Source organism: Novosphingobium profundi, assembly GCF_018491765.1.
GTDB lineage: Bacteria > Pseudomonadota > Alphaproteobacteria > Sphingomonadales > Sphingomonadaceae > Novosphingobium > Novosphingobium profundi.
Genome location: NZ_JABWCU010000006.1, coordinates 216,797 through 233,091, shown reverse-complemented (window position 1 = coordinate 233,091; position 16,295 = coordinate 216,797). Strand labels below are relative to the sequence as shown.

At 66.3% G+C, this 16,295-nt stretch carries 17 protein-coding genes; 9 read left to right on the top strand and 8 right to left on the bottom strand.

Features of this window, described 5'->3' with window-relative positions; genetic code table 11:
* Positions 1 to 113 precede the first annotated feature (113 nt).
* From HT136_RS07725 to HT136_RS07715, 3 genes are read left to right on the top strand one after another with little or no spacing between them, the layout of a single operon-like run.
* On the top strand, positions 114 to 2,567 hold the full coding sequence (locus tag HT136_RS07725) for a TonB-dependent receptor (RefSeq protein WP_246543442.1): 2,454 nt from the start codon (positions 114 to 116) through the stop codon (positions 2,565 to 2,567).
* 53 nt (positions 2,568 to 2,620) lie between these two features.
* A complete protein-coding gene (locus tag HT136_RS07720) occupies positions 2,621 to 3,541 on the top strand; it encodes an NAD-dependent epimerase/dehydratase family protein (protein ID WP_214198992.1) in 921 nt (306 codons plus the stop codon).
* Positions 3,542 to 3,564: 23 nt separating this feature from the next.
* Positions 3,565 to 4,581 (top strand): LysR family transcriptional regulator, encoded by a 1,017-nt coding sequence (locus HT136_RS07715; protein ID WP_214198991.1) that lies wholly within the window; start codon positions 3,565 to 3,567, stop codon positions 4,579 to 4,581.
* 16 nt (positions 4,582 to 4,597) lie between these two features.
* Here HT136_RS07715 and HT136_RS07710 read toward each other — a convergent pair whose 3' ends face one another.
* On the bottom strand, positions 4,598 to 5,056 hold the full coding sequence (locus HT136_RS07710) for a winged helix-turn-helix transcriptional regulator (RefSeq protein ID WP_214198990.1): 459 nt from the start codon (positions 5,054 to 5,056) through the stop codon (positions 4,598 to 4,600).
* A gap of 89 nt (positions 5,057 to 5,145) precedes the next feature.
* Between HT136_RS07710 and HT136_RS07705 the strand changes: the two genes are divergently transcribed.
* The 4 genes from HT136_RS07705 (at position 5,146) to HT136_RS07690 (ending at position 9,045) form a co-directional block, all read left to right on the top strand.
* Positions 5,146 to 5,958 carry an SDR family NAD(P)-dependent oxidoreductase gene (locus HT136_RS07705; protein ID WP_214198989.1) on the top strand — a complete coding sequence of 271 codons (813 nt, stop codon included), beginning with the start codon at positions 5,146 to 5,148 and terminating at the stop codon, positions 5,956 to 5,958.
* Entirely contained in the window at positions 5,955 to 7,538 is a 1,584-nt protein-coding gene (locus tag HT136_RS07700; RefSeq protein ID WP_214198988.1) for a phytoene desaturase family protein, read from the top strand. Before HT136_RS07705 ends, HT136_RS07700 begins: the two co-directional genes overlap by 4 nt.
* Positions 7,538 to 7,777, top strand: coding sequence for a hypothetical protein (locus HT136_RS07695; protein ID WP_246543441.1), 240 nt, complete (start codon positions 7,538 to 7,540; stop codon positions 7,775 to 7,777). Before HT136_RS07700 ends, HT136_RS07695 begins: the two co-directional genes overlap by 1 nt.
* A gap of 197 nt (positions 7,778 to 7,974) precedes the next feature.
* Positions 7,975 to 9,045 (top strand): VOC family protein, encoded by a 1,071-nt coding sequence (locus HT136_RS07690; protein WP_214198987.1) that lies wholly within the window; start codon positions 7,975 to 7,977, stop codon positions 9,043 to 9,045.
* Positions 9,046 to 9,094: 49 nt separating this feature from the next.
* Here HT136_RS07690 and HT136_RS07685 read toward each other — a convergent pair whose 3' ends face one another.
* The 7 genes from HT136_RS07685 to hisD all read right to left on the bottom strand — a co-directional run bounded on the left by HT136_RS07685 (position 9,095) and on the right by hisD (position 14,606).
* Positions 9,095 to 9,937 carry a class III extradiol dioxygenase family protein gene (locus HT136_RS07685; RefSeq protein ID WP_214198986.1) on the bottom strand — a complete coding sequence of 281 codons (843 nt, stop codon included), beginning with the start codon at positions 9,935 to 9,937 and terminating at the stop codon, positions 9,095 to 9,097.
* Between the two features lie 4 nt (positions 9,938 to 9,941).
* Complete coding sequence (locus HT136_RS07680) at positions 9,942 to 10,340, bottom strand: protocatechuate 4,5-dioxygenase subunit alpha (protein ID WP_246543440.1); 399 nt, start codon at positions 10,338 to 10,340, stop codon at positions 9,942 to 9,944.
* A gap of 141 nt (positions 10,341 to 10,481) precedes the next feature.
* Positions 10,482 to 10,772, bottom strand: a complete 291-nt coding sequence (locus HT136_RS07675; protein WP_214198984.1) for an antibiotic biosynthesis monooxygenase family protein — start codon at positions 10,770 to 10,772, stop codon at positions 10,482 to 10,484.
* Entirely contained in the window at positions 10,769 to 11,176 is a 408-nt protein-coding gene (locus HT136_RS07670; protein WP_214198983.1) for a VOC family protein, read from the bottom strand. The genes HT136_RS07675 and HT136_RS07670 overlap by 4 nt, the downstream gene beginning before the upstream one ends.
* 26 nt (positions 11,177 to 11,202) lie before the next feature.
* Complete coding sequence (locus HT136_RS07665; RefSeq protein WP_214198982.1) at positions 11,203 to 12,357, bottom strand: alpha/beta hydrolase; 1,155 nt, start codon at positions 12,355 to 12,357, stop codon at positions 11,203 to 11,205.
* Between the two features lie 26 nt (positions 12,358 to 12,383).
* Entirely contained in the window at positions 12,384 to 13,148 is a 765-nt protein-coding gene (locus tag HT136_RS07660) for an SDR family NAD(P)-dependent oxidoreductase (RefSeq protein WP_214198981.1), read from the bottom strand.
* A gap of 126 nt (positions 13,149 to 13,274) precedes the next feature.
* Complete coding sequence (gene hisD / locus HT136_RS07655; protein WP_214198980.1) at positions 13,275 to 14,606, bottom strand: histidinol dehydrogenase; 1,332 nt, start codon at positions 14,604 to 14,606, stop codon at positions 13,275 to 13,277.
* A gap of 201 nt (positions 14,607 to 14,807) precedes the next feature.
* Here hisD and HT136_RS07650 point away from each other — a divergent pair, with 201 nt between their 5' ends.
* Positions 14,808 to 15,752 (top strand): fumarylacetoacetate hydrolase family protein, encoded by a 945-nt coding sequence (locus HT136_RS07650; protein WP_214198979.1) that lies wholly within the window; start codon positions 14,808 to 14,810, stop codon positions 15,750 to 15,752.
* Positions 15,749 to 16,294, top strand: coding sequence for a cupin domain-containing protein (locus tag HT136_RS07645; RefSeq protein WP_214198978.1), 546 nt, complete (start codon positions 15,749 to 15,751; stop codon positions 16,292 to 16,294). Before HT136_RS07650 ends, HT136_RS07645 begins: the two co-directional genes overlap by 4 nt.
* The last annotated feature ends 1 nt before the right edge of the window (position 16,295 follow it).

The following is a 16,295-nucleotide window of genomic DNA, read 5'->3' as shown; positions in this document are numbered from 1 at the left end:
CGAAGTGTCGATGGGTGCATATCGATTCAATCGGAGTGACCTGCCCGCGCCGGAGGACTAGCGCACAGGACAAGAACATCGCTTCACAAATGCGAAAAATTGGGAGGGCGCCAATGCGCAATCGGTTTCTTCAGACCACCTGTATCGCCGCCATGGCCGTGTCCGGCCTGATCGCCACGCAAGCCGTTGCACAAGAGGCGCAAGCCCAGGATGCGCCGTCCGCGCGCGGCGGGATCAACGAGATCATCGTCACCGCGCAGCGCAAGGAAGAATCGCTCCAGGACGCGGCCATCGCCATCGATGCGGTGGGCGGCAACGACCTTGTCGCGCGCGGCATCGGCCAGGCCGAGAACCTCACCAAGGCCGTCCCAGCCCTCACCATCACCAATGGCGGCGGCTCGAACACCTCGATCTTCATCCGGGGCGTGGGCAACATCACCAATTCGAGCTACAACGACCCCGCCGTCGCCCCCAGCTACGACGGCGTCGTCATGGCCCGCGCGGCGGGGGCCTTTGGCGCCTCGTTCTACGACCTCGAACGCGTCGAGGTCCTCAAGGGACCGCAGGGCATCCTCTATGGCCGCAACGCCACGGGCGGGGCGATCAACGTGATCCCGGCCAAGCCGCAGCTGGGCGACTTTTCCGGCGGCTTTTCGGTCTCCATGGGCAACTACGACGCGGTCAGCGCGCAAGGCCACGTCAACCTGCCGATCGGCGAGAACGCCGCGCTGCGCATTGCCGCGACGCACGACGTCCACGACGGCTACAACCGCGACGGCAGCGACGACCTCGACCGCAGCGGCCTTCGCGCGCAGCTCCTGTTCCAGCCCACCGACCGCCTCTCGATCCGCGTGGGCGGCGACTGGACGCACGTGGGCGGGATCGGCGCGGGCTACAGCTATGTCGGCAACTACACGAACAGCGCCGACGGCTACGTCTTCACCTCCTCGGGCCTTGGCAAGTCGGAAGGGCTCTACACCGATGCCGCAAACGCCTACCGCCAGACCGTGCTGGGCGCGCCCGGCTTTGGCTTCCTCTCGGCGATCGAGGACCAGCAGTTTACGGACAACACCTACTGGGGCCTCAACGCCGAGATCAAATACGAGACCGGAATCGGCGATCTCACGCTGATCCCCGCCTACCGCAAGACGAAGGCGGAAAGCCGCTTCTACGGCCCCGCCTTCAACACCGCCTACACCAACGAGAGCGACGAGCAGTTCAGCACCGAACTGCGCCTCTCGGGCACGGCGGGCATGTTCGACTACGTGGTGGGCGCCTATTATTTCGACGAGAACATCGACAACCTGGGCGTCTACAACCAGGAATTCGTGCTGCCGATCCAGCACTACACGCACAAGACCACCTCCTACGCGGGCTTCGGCCAGCTGACCGCGCACCTCACCGACCGCTTCCGCCTGATCGGGGGCCTGCGCTACACCCACGACAAGAAGTCGATCGACGGGCTGATCAACAACTTCATCACCTTCTGCGGCAGCGCCGCCTCGGTGATCACGCCTCCCGATTCCTTCGCCAACGGCTGCGCGGCCGACGGGGCGCTGCCCCGCTACCCGACCCTCACCAGCACCGGCGACACGGTGAACTGGCTGATCTCCAACGGCTACATCGCCTCGGACAGCACGGACGAGGCCGCCTACCAGCTCTACGACCTCACCAGCGGTTCGGGCCAGATCCTCAAGACCTACTACCCCGTGGTGAAGTCGGGCAGCTTCTCCAAGCTCACCTGGAAGGCGGGCGTCGAGTTCGATGCGGCCGAGGATTCGCTTCTCTACGCCACCGTCGAGAGCGGCTACCGCGCGGGTGGCTTCCAGCTCTCCGAGGGCACTCCCAGCTACAAGCCCGAATTCATCACCGCCTTCACGCTGGGTTCGAAGAACCGCTTCTTCAACAACGCCGTCCAGCTCAACCTCGAGGCCTTCTACTGGAAGTACAAGGACCAGCAGATCAACTACTTCACCTACAGCGGCGGGGTGCTGGTCAACCAGATCGACAACGCGGGCAAGGCCGAGATCAAGGGCTTCGACGTCGACCTCACCGCCAAGCCCTGGTGGGCGACCACGCTCACCGCCAAGGTCCAGTACCTCGACACGGTGTACAAGGACCTGACCCTGACGACGGCGAGCCCGCGCGACAACATCAATTGCCCGAGCTCGGTCGCGGGCGTCGACGGGTCAACCACCATCCTCGCCTTCGATTGCTCGGGCAAGCCGCTGCTGTTCTCACCCAAGTGGACGGTGAACCTCGGGGTCGAGCAGGTCGTCCCGCTCGGCGACGCGCTCGAACTGGTCGCCTCGGCGCAGACCGCCTGGCGCGACAAGCAATGGGGCGCCTTCGAGTACCTCGATTTCGAGAAGATCCCCGCCTACTGGACGAGCGATGCCAACCTGACCTTGCGCATGCCCGATAAGGGCTTTGCCATCAGCGCCTTCGTCAACAACATCGAGGACAAGCGCCGCATGTCCTCGCCGCAGTACTCGCCGATCGGCTTTGCCGTCGCGCGCTACACCGCGCCGCGAACCTATGGCCTGCGCCTTAGTGCGGACTTCTGACGCCCAGCGGGCATGCTCGCCCGAATCCGGGCTCACGTGAAGGGAGATAGACCTTGCGAATTCTGGTTACCGGTGCGGGCGGCTTCGTAGGCCGTCACCTTGTCGCGCACTTGCTGGCACGCGGCGATGAGGTCACCGGGCTCGACACCGTCGCGGCGGGCATACCCGAGGGCGCACGGACCGTCGCCGGCGACTTCACCGACGCCGCCGTGCGCGCCGAGGCTCTGGGACAGGGCTGCGAGGCCCTCATCCATCTTGCCACAGTGCCGGGCGGCGCGGCCGAGGCCGATCCCGCCGCCTCGCGCCGGACCAACGTCGATGCGATGTACGATCTGCTGCTCGAGGCGAGCGCGCTCACGCCGGGCCTGCGCGTGATCTACGCCAGTTCGATCGCGGTCTTCGGCGATCCGCTGCCCGCGCGCGTCGACGACACGACCCCGCTTTCCCCGCGCATGATCTACGGCGGGCACAAGGCGATGATGGAGGACGCCGTCGCGCTGTTCTCCAACCGCGCCCTCATCGATGGCGTCACCGTGCGACTGCCCGGGATCCTCGCGCGCCCCAAGGGCCCCTCGGGGCTCAAGTCCGCCTTCATGAGCGACCTGTTCCACGCCTTGAAGGCGGGTGAGCCGTTCATCTGCCCGGTCTCGGCCGAGGGCACGATCTGGGCGCAATCGGTGGCGCGCTGCGCGGCCAACTTCGTCCACGCGCTGACCCTCGAGAGCGCGCTAGTGCCGCCCACCCGCGCGGTCACCCTGCCCGCTCTGCGTGTGACAATGGGTGAGCTGGCCACCGAGATCGCTGCGCAATGCGGCGTCCCGGCCGACCTCGTCACTTATGCGCCCGACGCCGCGCTCGAGCAGGCCTTCGCCGCCCAGCCCCCGCTTGCCACTCCCGCAGCGGACAAGGCCGGATTTGCTCACGACGGAAATCTCGCTAATCTCGCGCGAAGCGCCCTCACCACACTGCGATAAGGGAGGGGCATCGGGAGATGGCCATGCGTTTCGGAAGACTCGACCTCAACCTGCTCGTCGCGCTCGACGCGCTGCTGACCGAGCGCAGCGTCTCGCTTGCGGCCGACCGCCTGTGCCTGTCGCAATCGGCGACCTCGAGCGCGCTCGGCCGCCTGCGCGACTATTTCGGCGACGAACTGCTGGTGATCAAGGGCCGCCAGATGGTCCTCACCGCGCGCGCGGAGGAACTGATCGAGCCGGTGCGCGACGTGCTCGAGCAGATTCGCGCCACGATCACCGTCGCCCCGCCCTTCGACCCGGCCACGGCCGAGCGGCAGATCAGCATCATGGCCTCGGACTATTCGACGCAGGTCCTGCTCACCGAAGCGCTCGCGGCCATGGAGAAGACCGCGCCCGGCATCCGCTTCGAGATCCAGCCGATGAACGACAACCCGATCGACATGCTCGAGCGCGGCTACGTCGACCTCCTGCTGACCATCGACTACGCGATCTCGACCGATCACCCCAGCCAGTTCCTGTTCGAGGACGACTACGTCGTGCTGGGCTGGCAGGGAAATCCGGCAATGCAGGGCGAGATGACGCGCGAACGCTACTTTGCGCTCGGCCACGTCACCGCGCGCTTCGGCAAGTCGCGCGTGACCTCGTTCGACGACTGGTTCGTGCGGCGCCAGAAGCAGCAGCGGCGCGTCGAAGTGGTCGCCCCGACCTTCCTCTCGCTCGCCGGGCTGGTGATCAATTCGAACCGCATCGCCACCGTCCACCGCCGTATGGCGGAGGACTTCGCCCGCCACCTGCCGCTTGTCATGCGCGAGACGCCCTTCGACATCCCGCCGATCCGCGAGACGGTGCAGTGGCACATCACCAACACCAACGATGCCGCCTTGCGCTGGGTGGTCGAACAACTCGCCGCCACCGCGCAGAAGACCCGCGAGGGGGGCAACGTCGTGCACTTCGCCGACACCCCTACCAGCGCGGACCTGCGCGAGCGCGACAAGATCGAATACGAATTCCGGATGAACAGCAGCCGCGCCCGGCCCTGACCGGGAACTGGCCCCCTCAATCCGGCGTATCGGCCGCATCGTAGGCCTCGCGCGCGGCGCGAATGGCCTCGCTGCGCAAGTTGATCCAGTCGATCATCGCGCGCGCCTGGCGTGCCAGATCCTCGCCTTGCGGCGAGAGACGGTAGGATACCCTGGGCGGCACGTCGCCGCTCACCTCGCGAACGACGAAGCCGTCGCGCTCAAGCGCCCGCAGCTTGAGCGTGAGCACCCGTTGCGAGATCGCCTTTTCGTGCGAAAGCCGTTCGAGCGCGCGCTTCAGATCGGCGTGGCGGGTGGGCCTCTGGGCAAGCACCAGCAGGATCAGCGTCGTCCAGCGGTCGCCCAGCATCGCCATGACCGAGCGCGCGGGCGCATCGCGCTCGTTGCCGAAGCGCGCCATCTCACGCGCCAGCACCGCCAGCCCCTCGCCGTCGGCGGATGCGCCCTCAACCCCGCTTTCGCCCTCGCGCGTCATCGCGAACAGGGCACAAAAAAGTGCCGTCTTCCATCCATGAGGAAGAGCCTTATCCCCAAGCCGACAAAGGTCAATCACGGGAGAAGGACATGGTCGCCGACGCGACACGCATGGACGGCAAGGTCGTCCTCATTACCGGCGGTGCCGGCGGGATCGGCGCGGCGACCGCGCGGCTGCTGGCCCGGCGCGGCGCACAGGTCGCCATAGCCGACATCGCCTTCGCGGCCGCCCGCGCGCTCGCCGAGGAACTGCCCGGTTCGCTGGCCGTGCAACTCGATCTCGAGCAGGCCGAATCGATTGAAGCCATGGTCGCCCGGACGCGCGAGCACTTCGGCCGGCTCGACGTGCTGCACAACAACGCGGCGCTGCTCGGCCCCGAGATCGCCGCGAACGACACCGACGTCGAACGCATGGACACCCTGCTTTGGGACCGCACCTATGCGGTCAACGTGCGCGGCACGATGATCGCCTGCCGGGCCGCGCTGCCCCACCTTCGCGAGAGCCGCGGCGCCATCGTCAACACTGTCTCCAACCTCGCGCTCCAGGGCCATCTCATCCAGGCCGCCTATTCCTCCTCGAAGGCCGCGATCATCCAGATGACCCGCGCCATCGCCGCCAGCCACGGCGTCCACGGCGTGCGCTGCAACGCGGTGGCGCCGGGCATGACGATGACCCCGGCGCTGCGCGAGGCCTTCCCGGCGCCCCTGCGCGAGGCCGTCGAGGCCGAGACCCTGCGCGACCAGCTCGGCGATCCCGAGGACATCGCCGAAGCCGTCGCCTTCCTGGCTTCGGACGCGGCGCGCAACATCACCGGACAAGTCCTCGTGAGCGATGGCGGCTGCTCCAGCCACGTGCCGGGCATCGGCCTGTTCCGCCAATTCTTCGCAGGAGATCACGCATGAGCACCTACGACATCGTCGTCATGGGCGCGGGCCACAACGGCCTCGTCGCCGCCGCCTACATGGCCAAGGCGGGCAAGAAGGTGCTCGTCCTCGAAAGGAAGCCGCACTACGGCGGCGGCGTCTCCACCCGCGAGCTGATCCAGCCGGGCTACTGGCACGACGAGCACTCCAACGTGCACATCATGATCCAGGGCAACCCGATGCTGCGCGAGGACGAACTGGGCCTCCTGTCCAAGTTCGGCCTCGAATACATCTACCCCGAACTGCCCCACGCCTCGATCTTCGCGGACGGCACGATGGTGCGTTCCTGGCGCGACCTCGACCGAACCTGCGAGGAAATCGCCAGCTTCTCGCCCAAGGACGCCGAAGCCTATCGCACCTTCGCCAGGGCCTCGATGCAGGCGCTGCCGATGTTCATGTCGGGCCTCTACGCGCCGCCCTTCCCGATGGGCGCGTTCGTGGCGATGATGGACCAGTCGGACGAAGGCCGCTTCCTGCTCGACGTGATGCAGCGCTCGGCGCTCGACGTGGTCAACCAGTACTTCGAGAGCGACCTCCTGAAGATCCACATCGTGCGCATGGTCACCGAAAACCTGCAGATGCCCGACGAACTGGGCACCGGCATGGGCGCCTTCCTGATGCCCGGCATCATCCACGCCTATGGCTGCTCGATGCCCAAGGGCGGTTCGGGGCAATTGAGCCACGCGCTGGTCCGTGCGATCGAGCATTTCGGCGGCGAAGTGCGCTGCAACAGTGAAGTGCGCCGGGTGATCGTCTCGGGCGGCAAGGCCTCCGGCCTCGAGCTTGCCGATGGCGAAACCTTCCTGGCCCGCGACGGCGTGATCGGCGCGATCCACCCGCATGTCCTGCGCAAGTTCGTGTCCGAGACCCCCGAACCCGTGCTCCAACGCGCTGAGCGGGTCACCCAGTCGACCTTCTCGATCAACCTGACGCACCTCACCTTGAAGGAGCGCTTGAAGCTTAAGGTCGGCAACGAAACCAACGCCATGATGACCGAGCTAATGGACTTCTACTCGGTGCGCGAAATGTGCCTGGAGTACGACAAGCTCAAGCGCGGCCTTGTCTCCGAACGGCTGATCGCGGGCGGCGACAACACCATCTTCGACCCCAGCCGCGCGCCCGAGGGGGCAGGCGTGTTCTACGGCGTCAACTTCGCGCCCTACGACCTCTACCCCGACGGCCCCGCCTCGTGGGACGAACGCAAGGAGGAAATCGCGGACAAGGCCCTCGCCCAATACCGCAAGTTCTACTCCAACCTTACCGACGACAACATAACCGGGCGCCTGGTGCGTTCGCCCGTGGATCACGAGCGCGACAGCCCGGCCAGCTTCCTCAAAGGCGACATCCACGGCTGCGCGCCGTTCTTCTACCAGTCGGTCGCGCACCGCCCGACGCCCGACCTGGGCAGTCTGCGCGTGCCCGGGATCGAGGGCCTCTACCTCGTCGGCCCGTTCATGCACCCGGGCGGCGGCGTGTTCGGCGCCGGGCGCGCCACCGCGATCCAGATGATGGACGATCTCGACATCGAATACGACAAGGTCTGCGGGAGGGCGGTGTAATGGCCGAAACGAAGAAGAAGGCACCGATGATGAAGATCCTCGATGCCAACGACAAGGAATTGATGGCCGTGCGCAAGTTCGAACGCGACGGCGACAATCTCGTCATCCGCGGCAAGATCTTCGGCGCCATGCCGATGGTCGCCAAGGTGACGCCCGAGGAGGCGCGCGCGGCCCTGAAGCTGCTCGATCGCAAGACGATCCTGTTCCTCCTCACGCTGCTTTTCCGCAAGAGCGCATAAGCCCTGCGGGTCGCCCCCGGTGCGCGAATGGCTCGACGCTGGCGCGCACCGGCACAGCAAGGCGGGCGCAGGAACTGGGCGGGACCGGGCATGATTTCGGGCCGCTCGATAGGTAGTGTCCCAAAGCATGCGTTTCCGCGCGCGACAGCTCGTGGGCATAACCTGTACGATCCGACAGTCAGCAGGACACAACAAGCATGAGCATTCTGGGAGTGGAAAGCGTCGTCTTCGGCGTCAGCGACCTTGCCGAACATACCCGGTTCTGGACCGACTTCGGCCTGCCGGTCGAACATGTCGACGAACATGAGGCGGTATTCCAGCTCGCCTCGGGCAGTCGCCTGATCGTCGTGCCCCACGGCGATGCGCGCCTGCCCTCGCCCGACCCGTTTCCCGGTGACGGGCTCAAACTCACCGTCTGGGGGGTCGACAACGAGGCAAACCTCGAGGCGATCGCGACCAGCCTCGCACGCGAGGTTGAGGTCCGCCGCGATGCCGACGGCACCGTCCAGTGCGTCTGCCCCGATGGCCAGCCGATCGCCGTGCGCGTATGGGAGAAGAAAACCTTCGCCAGCGAGGCGAGCCCGGTCAACACCCCCGCTAGCCATCCGCGCTTCAACCAGCACCGCATCTGGCGCCAGAAGGCAATCCCCAAGACGATCAATCACGTCGTGTTCTTCTCGCCCGACTACGTCGGCTCCTTCGAGTTCTACGAGAGGCACCTGGGCTTTCGCTATGCCGACCATTCCAAGGGCGTGGGCATCTTCTCGCGCGCCGGCGGCACGTTCGAGCACCACTCGATCTTCTGGGTCAACTGCGATCTTCCCTTCGCGCCCGACACCTTCAAGTTCATGCACATCGCCTTCGGCTGCGACGACATCGACGAAGTCATGCTCGGCGCCAACCGGATGGAAGCCAAGGGCTGGAAGAACCATTCGATGAACAGTTCGGGCGGCATTTCGCGCCACCGCATCTCGAGCGCGATCTACTACTACTGCGACATTCCCGGCAAATGCGGCGAAGCGGAATACCACGCCGACACCGACTACCTCGACGACAACTGGGTGCCGCGCGCCTGGGATTTCCGCTTCGGATCGCTGCTCTGGGCCAACAACGCGCCCCCCATCTTCCGCGGCGACGACATCCCCTGGGACATGACCTTCGATGCCGAGCGCACCAGCTTCGAGCCCTATCGCAAGGCCAAGCCGGGCAAGCGGCCAAGCGAAGGCGCGCTCGCGCAGCTCACCGAGGATGACGAGCACGCCATCTGACGAAGCCGGGTCTCGAGCGGCATTGCGCCTTCGAGACCCGGTCGCTTGCCTAGGCCGGCTCGAGCAGCACCGTCGCGGCGGCGGTGTTCGAGATCGGGATGTGGTAGTTGCGATGCGTCTCGCGGCATCCGCCCTCGCCCAAGGCCCCGCGCGCGGCGATCCAGTTGAGGATCTCCACCCCCTGCGAGCCCGCCTTGCGCACGATCTCGACGGTGCCATCGACGGTGATCGCCTCGGGCGCGTTGACGAGGCTGTCCATGCAGAAGCGGTCGTACTCGGGGTTGACGAAGCCCGCGCGCGCGCCGTCAAGCTGGTGCGAGAGGCCGCCGGTGCCGATCACCACGATCTTCTCGTCACCCTGCCAGCTCTGCAGCGCGCGGTGCACGCTGCGCCCCAGCGCAAGGCAGCGCCTGGCCGAGGGCAAGGGGAACTGCACCGTGTTGATCGCGATCGGCACCAGCTTCACCGGCCAGGCCTCGGCGTCGGGATAGGCCAGTTCGAAGGGGATCGAGAGCGCGTGGTCGACCAGCATCGACTGGCACATGGTCACATCGAACTCGTCGCCGACGAGCTGTTCGATGACGTGCCAACTGAGGTCGGGATGCCCGGTGAAGCTCTTGAACAGGGGCAGTCCCCAGCCCTCGTCCTCGTTGCGGTATTCGTGCGCCGCGCCAACCGCGAAAGTCGGCATCTTGTCGAGGAAGAAGTTCAGGCCATGGTCGTTGTAGAAGCACACCGCCACGTCGGGCTTCTCGCGCGCCAGCCACTCGCGCACCGGGGGAAAGCCGTCGAAGAAGGGCTTCCAGTAAGGCTGCTGCTGGTCGCCGCGCACGATCGCACCGCCGATCGCGGGCACGTGGCTGGTGAAGTAGCCGCCGATGATATGCGCCATGATCTCAGTTCCTTGCCTCGGTGATGTCCTGTCCTGCGCCCTGGTCGAGCAGCATCTGCTTGAACGCGGGCACGCTCATGCCGGTCTGCTGCGCGCCGACGTCCTGCACGTTGAGCCCGAAGATCCCGGCCAGCTTGGCGAGGTAGTAGATGTTCCCGCCCGCCGCGATCATGGCGAGGACGTCGCGCGCGCGCACCGCCTCGAGCTGCTCGAGAGTGAGACCGAAGCGGCGGCAATATCCCTCCTCGTCGCGGCGGAATTCCTCGCGGTTGCGTGCGTCGTTGAATGAATAGCACATCGCGTTGAGGGCATAGCCCCGCCGCGCGGCCTCGCCGTCGAACAGCGTGGTGCCAGGGATGCGCCCACCGGGCTGCCCCAGCCTGTCCTCCTGTAGTGTCGCCATGTTCATGTAACCTGCTCCCATATCACGCACGTTATGCGTCGTGGGGAGCATGCGCCCTCGGTAGTCCGGGGTTCTTGATCTTGATCAAGCGCCCCTTGGGACGGGGCATATCATATAAGACTTAGCGCAAAATTATAGCTGTCACAGAACCCGGGTCACGTGCTCCACCTCGGGCGGCGCCACGAAGAAGGGCCCGGCGAGCGCGCGCCAGGCCTGGAACCCCTCGGAGCTGCGAAAGTCGACCGTGTGCGCCTCGAGGCTTTCCCAACCCACGACGAGCCGATAGTGCGCCGGGTTCTCGAGGACGCGTTCGAGCGCGAAGGAGACGAAGCCCTTCGCCGCCTCGAAATGCGCCCTTGCCGCGCCGACCGCGGCCTCGAAGGCCTCGGCGCGGGTCGGGTCGATGGTGAGGCGGGCAATTTCGTGGATCATGCGTCCGGTTCCTCGACGAATTCGATGAGATTTCCCGCGCAGTCGCGGATGAAACAGCCCTTGCCGAAGGCCTCGCGCACGACAAAGGCCACGTCGACCGCCTTGGCCTCCATTTCCGCCAGGAATTCCTCAAGATCCTCGACCCGGAAGGCGACGTGCTTGTTGCCGTGGGTGCGAAGATCCGCCGGGGGATGGCGTCGGTCCTCGGGCAGAGCGGCCGCGCCTTCCACCTCGAAGATCTCGAAGCGCAAGGGCCCCTTGCGGACCATCGCGGTATGCGATTTCGCCTTCTCGATATAGAAGCGCTTCTCGACCTCGAAGCCGAGCACGCGGCCATACCAGTCGATGGCCTCGTCGAGGCTGGGGACGGAAACCCCGCCGTGGTGAAAGGTGAATTCGGCCATCGTCCTGTCGCTCCCTCGCGCCTCTCTCAGCCCAGTTCCGTGAAGGTCTGCGCGCACCAGTCCGCGATGTAGTCGCGCATGCCGGTGCCGTTGTCGGCGCCGCAGTGTTCGACCTCGAAGTCCTTCTTCGTGAACATGCGCATGTGCCGCTTGGGGCTGTTGACGGCCTCGTCGTAGCTCAGTTGCGCATTGAACGCCGGGATCTGGCGATCGTTCTCACCGTGGGTGATGAGGAAGGGCACCGTGATCTTCTCCACCTGCCCGGTGAGGTCGACCTGGTCGGTGTATTCGAGCAGTGCATCGCGATCGGAAAAGCCGAAGACCCACAGCACGTGATCCCAGTAATGCGGCACGGGGTTCTCGCCCTCGTTGGCGACGCGCTCGCGCTGGCGCTTGCCCCAGACGTGGTTGGCGCCCATCACCGCGCACAGCGCGTAGCGCGGCTCGTTCGCGGCGATGCGCGGCGCGTGATAACCGCCGAACGAGAGGCCGAAGATGCCGATCTTGTCGGCGATCACATCGTCGCGCGTCAGCAGATATTCGAGCGCCGGCGTGCCCCAGACCTCGCCGTTGTAGACGGCGGGCAGATCGCGCTTGCGGATCGCCTCGCCGGTGCCGGGCTGGTCGACGAAGAGCGTGTTCATGCCCCGCTCGAGGTTGGAAAGGCCATGGCCCGCCATGCAGACCTGCTCCTTCATCGAATCGAGCCCGTTGACCGAGACCAGCGTCGGGCGCGGCGTGCCCGAACCATCGTGGTAGAAGATGGCGGGATAGCTGGTGTCGCCGTAGGGAATCTCGACCTTCTCGACACAGATGCCGCGCAGCGCGCAGCCCTTGTGGAACAAGTCCATACCCTTGTCGTAGGCGGCCCAACGCGGCGGATAATCGCGGCTCTGCATGCGCTCGGCGGCAAGGTAGTAGCCCGAGGCGCGCAAGTACTTGGTCCCCGCCGAAAGCGCGAATCCGTCCGCCTCGTCGGCTGCCGCGTTGGCCGCGACCTGATCGGCGACCGCGATCCAGCTGTCGAACATCAGCGCCGAAGCCTTGTCCGGCCCCAAGGTCTTCGAGGCCTCGACGATCGGCCGGTTCGCCTCGTCGATCTCGCCGTGATTGCCCCCGCATACGAGCGCGAGGTTGGTGGCGAGGTTCCAGACGTAGTTTCCGGGGAATGGCTCGAACATGGCGAAGTCCTTATGCGTGGGTCAGGTCAGTCGGCGGTCCAGCCGCCATCGACGACGAGACTGGTTCCGGTCATCAGCGCGGAGGCGTCACCCGCCAGGAACAGGACCGCGCCCATCAGGTCCTCCACCTGTCCGATGCGGCCGAGTTTTATCTTGGCGAGCACGCTCATCCTGAACGCCTCGTCCTCGAAGAAGGGCCGGGTGAGCGGCGTCTCGATGAAAGTCGGGGCAATCGTGTTGGAACGAATGCCGTGCGGCGCGAGGTCGAGCGCAAAGGCCTTGTTCATGCCTTCCAGCGCCCACTTGCTGGCGCAATAGAGCGAACGGTTGGGGCCGCCCACGTGGCCCATCTGCGAGCCCATGTGAATCAGCGAACCCGTCGTACCGGTCTCCATCATGCGCTTCACGCAGGCCTGCGCCACGAAGAAGGCCGACTTGACGTTGAGGTCCATGACCGCGTCGAAGTCCGCCTCGCTCGCCTCCCACATCGGCTTGGGCCGGTTGGTGCCCGCGTTGTTGAGCAGGACGTGGAATGGCGCGCGCTGCGCGAAGAAGCTCTCCACCGCCGCCAGGTCGGAAACGTCGAGTGTTGCCGCCTGCGCCTTGTGGCCCGCCGCAACAAGTTGCGCCGCAGCCGCCTCGATCTCGCTGGCCGTGCGCGCGACCAGCGTGACATCGGCCCCGGCCTCGGCCAGCGCGGCGGCGGCGGCAAGGCCGATCCCCCGGCCCGCGCCGGTCACCAGCGCGCGGCGGCCCTCGAGGCGAAAGCTCGGAGTGGAAGGCAGGGTCATCGAAAAATCCTCTCAATTCCGTCGGAACGCGGACGCGCCCTGGCGTTCATCGCAAGGGCTCCTCCACAGACGCGGCGAGGCTTGGCACACCTCGCCGTGTCTGTCAGGCCCGACGGGCCGAACCGTTCAAGCCGCGGTTTCGGGGGTCGGTTCGGCTTGCCCGGCGTAAGGCACGTTACGCCCGCCGAAGCGGCGCACGCGGATGTTGGCCTGTTCGCCGTGTCCCGCGAAGCCCTCCAGCGCGCAGAGGCGCGAGCAGTACTCGCCGATCAGCGCCGAGGCCTCGTCGGTCTCGATACGCTGGTAGGTGCAGGTCTTCAGGAACTTGCCGACCCACAGGCCACCCGTGTAGCGCGCCGCCTTCTTGGTGGGCAGCGTGTGGTTGGTGCCGATGACCTTGTCGCCGAAGCTGACATTGGTGCGGCTGCCCAGGAACAGCGCGCCGTAGTTGGTCATGTTGTCGAGGAAGTAGGTGGGGTCCACCGTCATGACCTGGACGTGCTCGGAGGCGATCTCGTCGGCGATCTTGACCATTTCCTCATAGCTGTCCGCCACGATCACCTCGCCGAACGTCTCCCACGCCTTGCGCGCGTGGTCGGCGGTGGGCAGGATCTGGAGCAGACGCTCGATCTCGGCCATCGTCTCGCGGGCGAACTTTTCCGAGTTGGTCAGCAGCACGCCCGGACTGTCGGGGCCATGCTCGACCTGGCCGAGGATGTCGGTCGCGGCCATCTCGGGATCGCAGCCCAGCTCATCGGCGATGATCAGCGTCTCGGTGGGGCCGGCAAAGAGGTCGATGCCCACGCGCCCGAAAAGCTGGCGCTTGGCTTCGGCGACGAAGGCGTTGCCCGGGCCCACGAGAATGTCGACCGGTTCGATCGAGGCGGTGCCGATGGCCATGGCGCCCACCGCCTGGATGCCGCCCAGCGCGTAGATCACGTCGGCTCCCGCCAGCGCCTGCGCGGCGACAATGGCGCGCGCGGGCTGGCCCTGGAACGGCGGCGCGCACGTCACCACGCGCTTCACGCCCGCCACCTTGGCGGTGATCACCGACATGTGCGCGCCGGCCAGCAGCGGATACTTGCCGCCCGGAACGTAGCAGCCGGCCGAGCCCAGCGGGATGTTCTTGTGGCCCAGGATCACACCCGGAAGCGTCTCGACCTCAACGTCCTTCATGCTTTCGCGCTGGATCTGCGCGAAGTTGCGGACTTGCGCCTGCGCGAACTCGATGTCCTTGCGTTCCTGCGGGGTCAGGCTGTCGACGCAGGCGTCGATCTCGGCCTGCGTGAGGCGGTAATCGTCGCGATCCCAGCCGTCGAACCTGATCGACATGTCGCGCACGGCGCTGTCGCCACGCTGCTCGATGTCCGCGAGGGCGGCCTCGACGATATCGCGCACCTTGCGATCGGCGTCCGCCTTCGCCTGCGCGGTTGCACCACGCTTGAGCCACTGCGCCATACTTTCCGATTCTCCCGTAAATACCGTCACGTTGGACGAGCAATGCCCTAGCCCCATCGGCTTGCGGGCGACCATCGCATGTTATCGATGCCTCGCTATCGATCCTATGCCGTTGTCCCTGTAAGCCCCCTTCGCTAGCGGGTTTTCTAGAGGTTCATCCGCATCGCGGATGGGTCCAAGCGATCGGGAGACGAACACGAAATGCGCCTGGCGACACTCAACGATGGAACCCGCGACGGACGGCTGATCGTCGTCTCGCCCGAGGGCACGGATTATGCGCTGGCCCCGGTGCAGACGCTCCAGGTCGCGCTCGAGGATTGGGAGGCGGCCGAACCGGCCCTGCGCGCGCTGGACGCGTTCCCCGAGCCGCTCGACCTGCGACAGTTGCTCGCCCCGCTGCCGCGCGCCTGGCAATGGCTCGACGGCTCGGTCTACCCCAGCCACGGCGCGCTGATGGACAAGGCGCTCGGGATCGAGCCCTTCAAGCCCGATTGGCCCCCGATGTACCAGGGCGTCTCCGACACCTTCTACGCGCCCATGGCCGAAGTGCCGATGGTCGACGAAGACCTCGGCATCGATTTCGAGGGCGAGTTCGGGGTGATAACCGACGCGGTGCCCGCGGGCACCCCTGCCGCCGCCGCGAGCAAGCACATCCGCCTCCTCGTCCAGATCAACGACTGGTCACTGCGCAAGCTGGCGGGCCCGGAAATGAAGTCGGGCTTCGGCTGGATCCAGGCCAAGCCACCCTGCGGGATGGCGCCCTTCGCGATCACGCCCGACGAACTGGGCGAAGCCTGGCAGGACCACCAGGTCGCCGCGCACCTTGGCGTGGCGTGGAACGGAGCCCCTTTCGGCAATGCCTGGGGCAAGGCAATGAGCCACGGTTTCGACGAACTCGTCGCGCACGCCGCACGCACGCGCAACCTTGTCGCAGGCACCGTGATCGGCTCGGGTACCGTCTCGAACGAGAACTACCGCGAGGTCGGCTCCTCGTGCATCGCCGAAAGGCGCGGGATCGAGATCGTCGACTTCGGCGAGCCCCGCACCGCCTTCATGACCTATGGCGACACCGTGCGCATGGAAGCCCGCCTCCCCGATGGCCGAACCCCGTTCGGCGCCCTCGAACAGAAGGTCGTCCAGGCATGAGCGAAGAACACCTTTCCGATTCCGGCCTCCCCCCGGTGCAGCGCGTGGTCACCGGCCACGACGAAAGCGGGCGCGCCCGCTTTCGCAGCGAAGATGTCTCGCCCACCAGGCTGGTCGCCTCGGGCGATGCGGCCATGCTCACGATCTGGACCACCGCGACGGTACCCGCCGACAACAACGACGAGACCGAAGGGCGCGAGCGACCGACCGGGACCACGCTCAACGGCGGTTCGGTCATCCGCATCTGCGACATGCTGCCCAACGCTGAAAGCCCAATGCACCGCACCAATTCGATCGACTACGGCATCGTGCTAAAGGGCGAAGTCGAACTCGAACTCGAGGATGGCGTGAAGAAGACGATCCGCGAGGGCGGGGTGATCGTCCAGCGCGGCACCAACCACTTGTGGCGCAACGTCACCAGCGAGCCCTGCCGCATCGCCTTCATCCTGATCGAGGCGCCCGCCTATCTGCACGAGGGCGTGCCGCTCGACGAAGCCAAGCCCGAACAGGTCGACCGCCGTTACGACGGCCCCGGATCGTAGG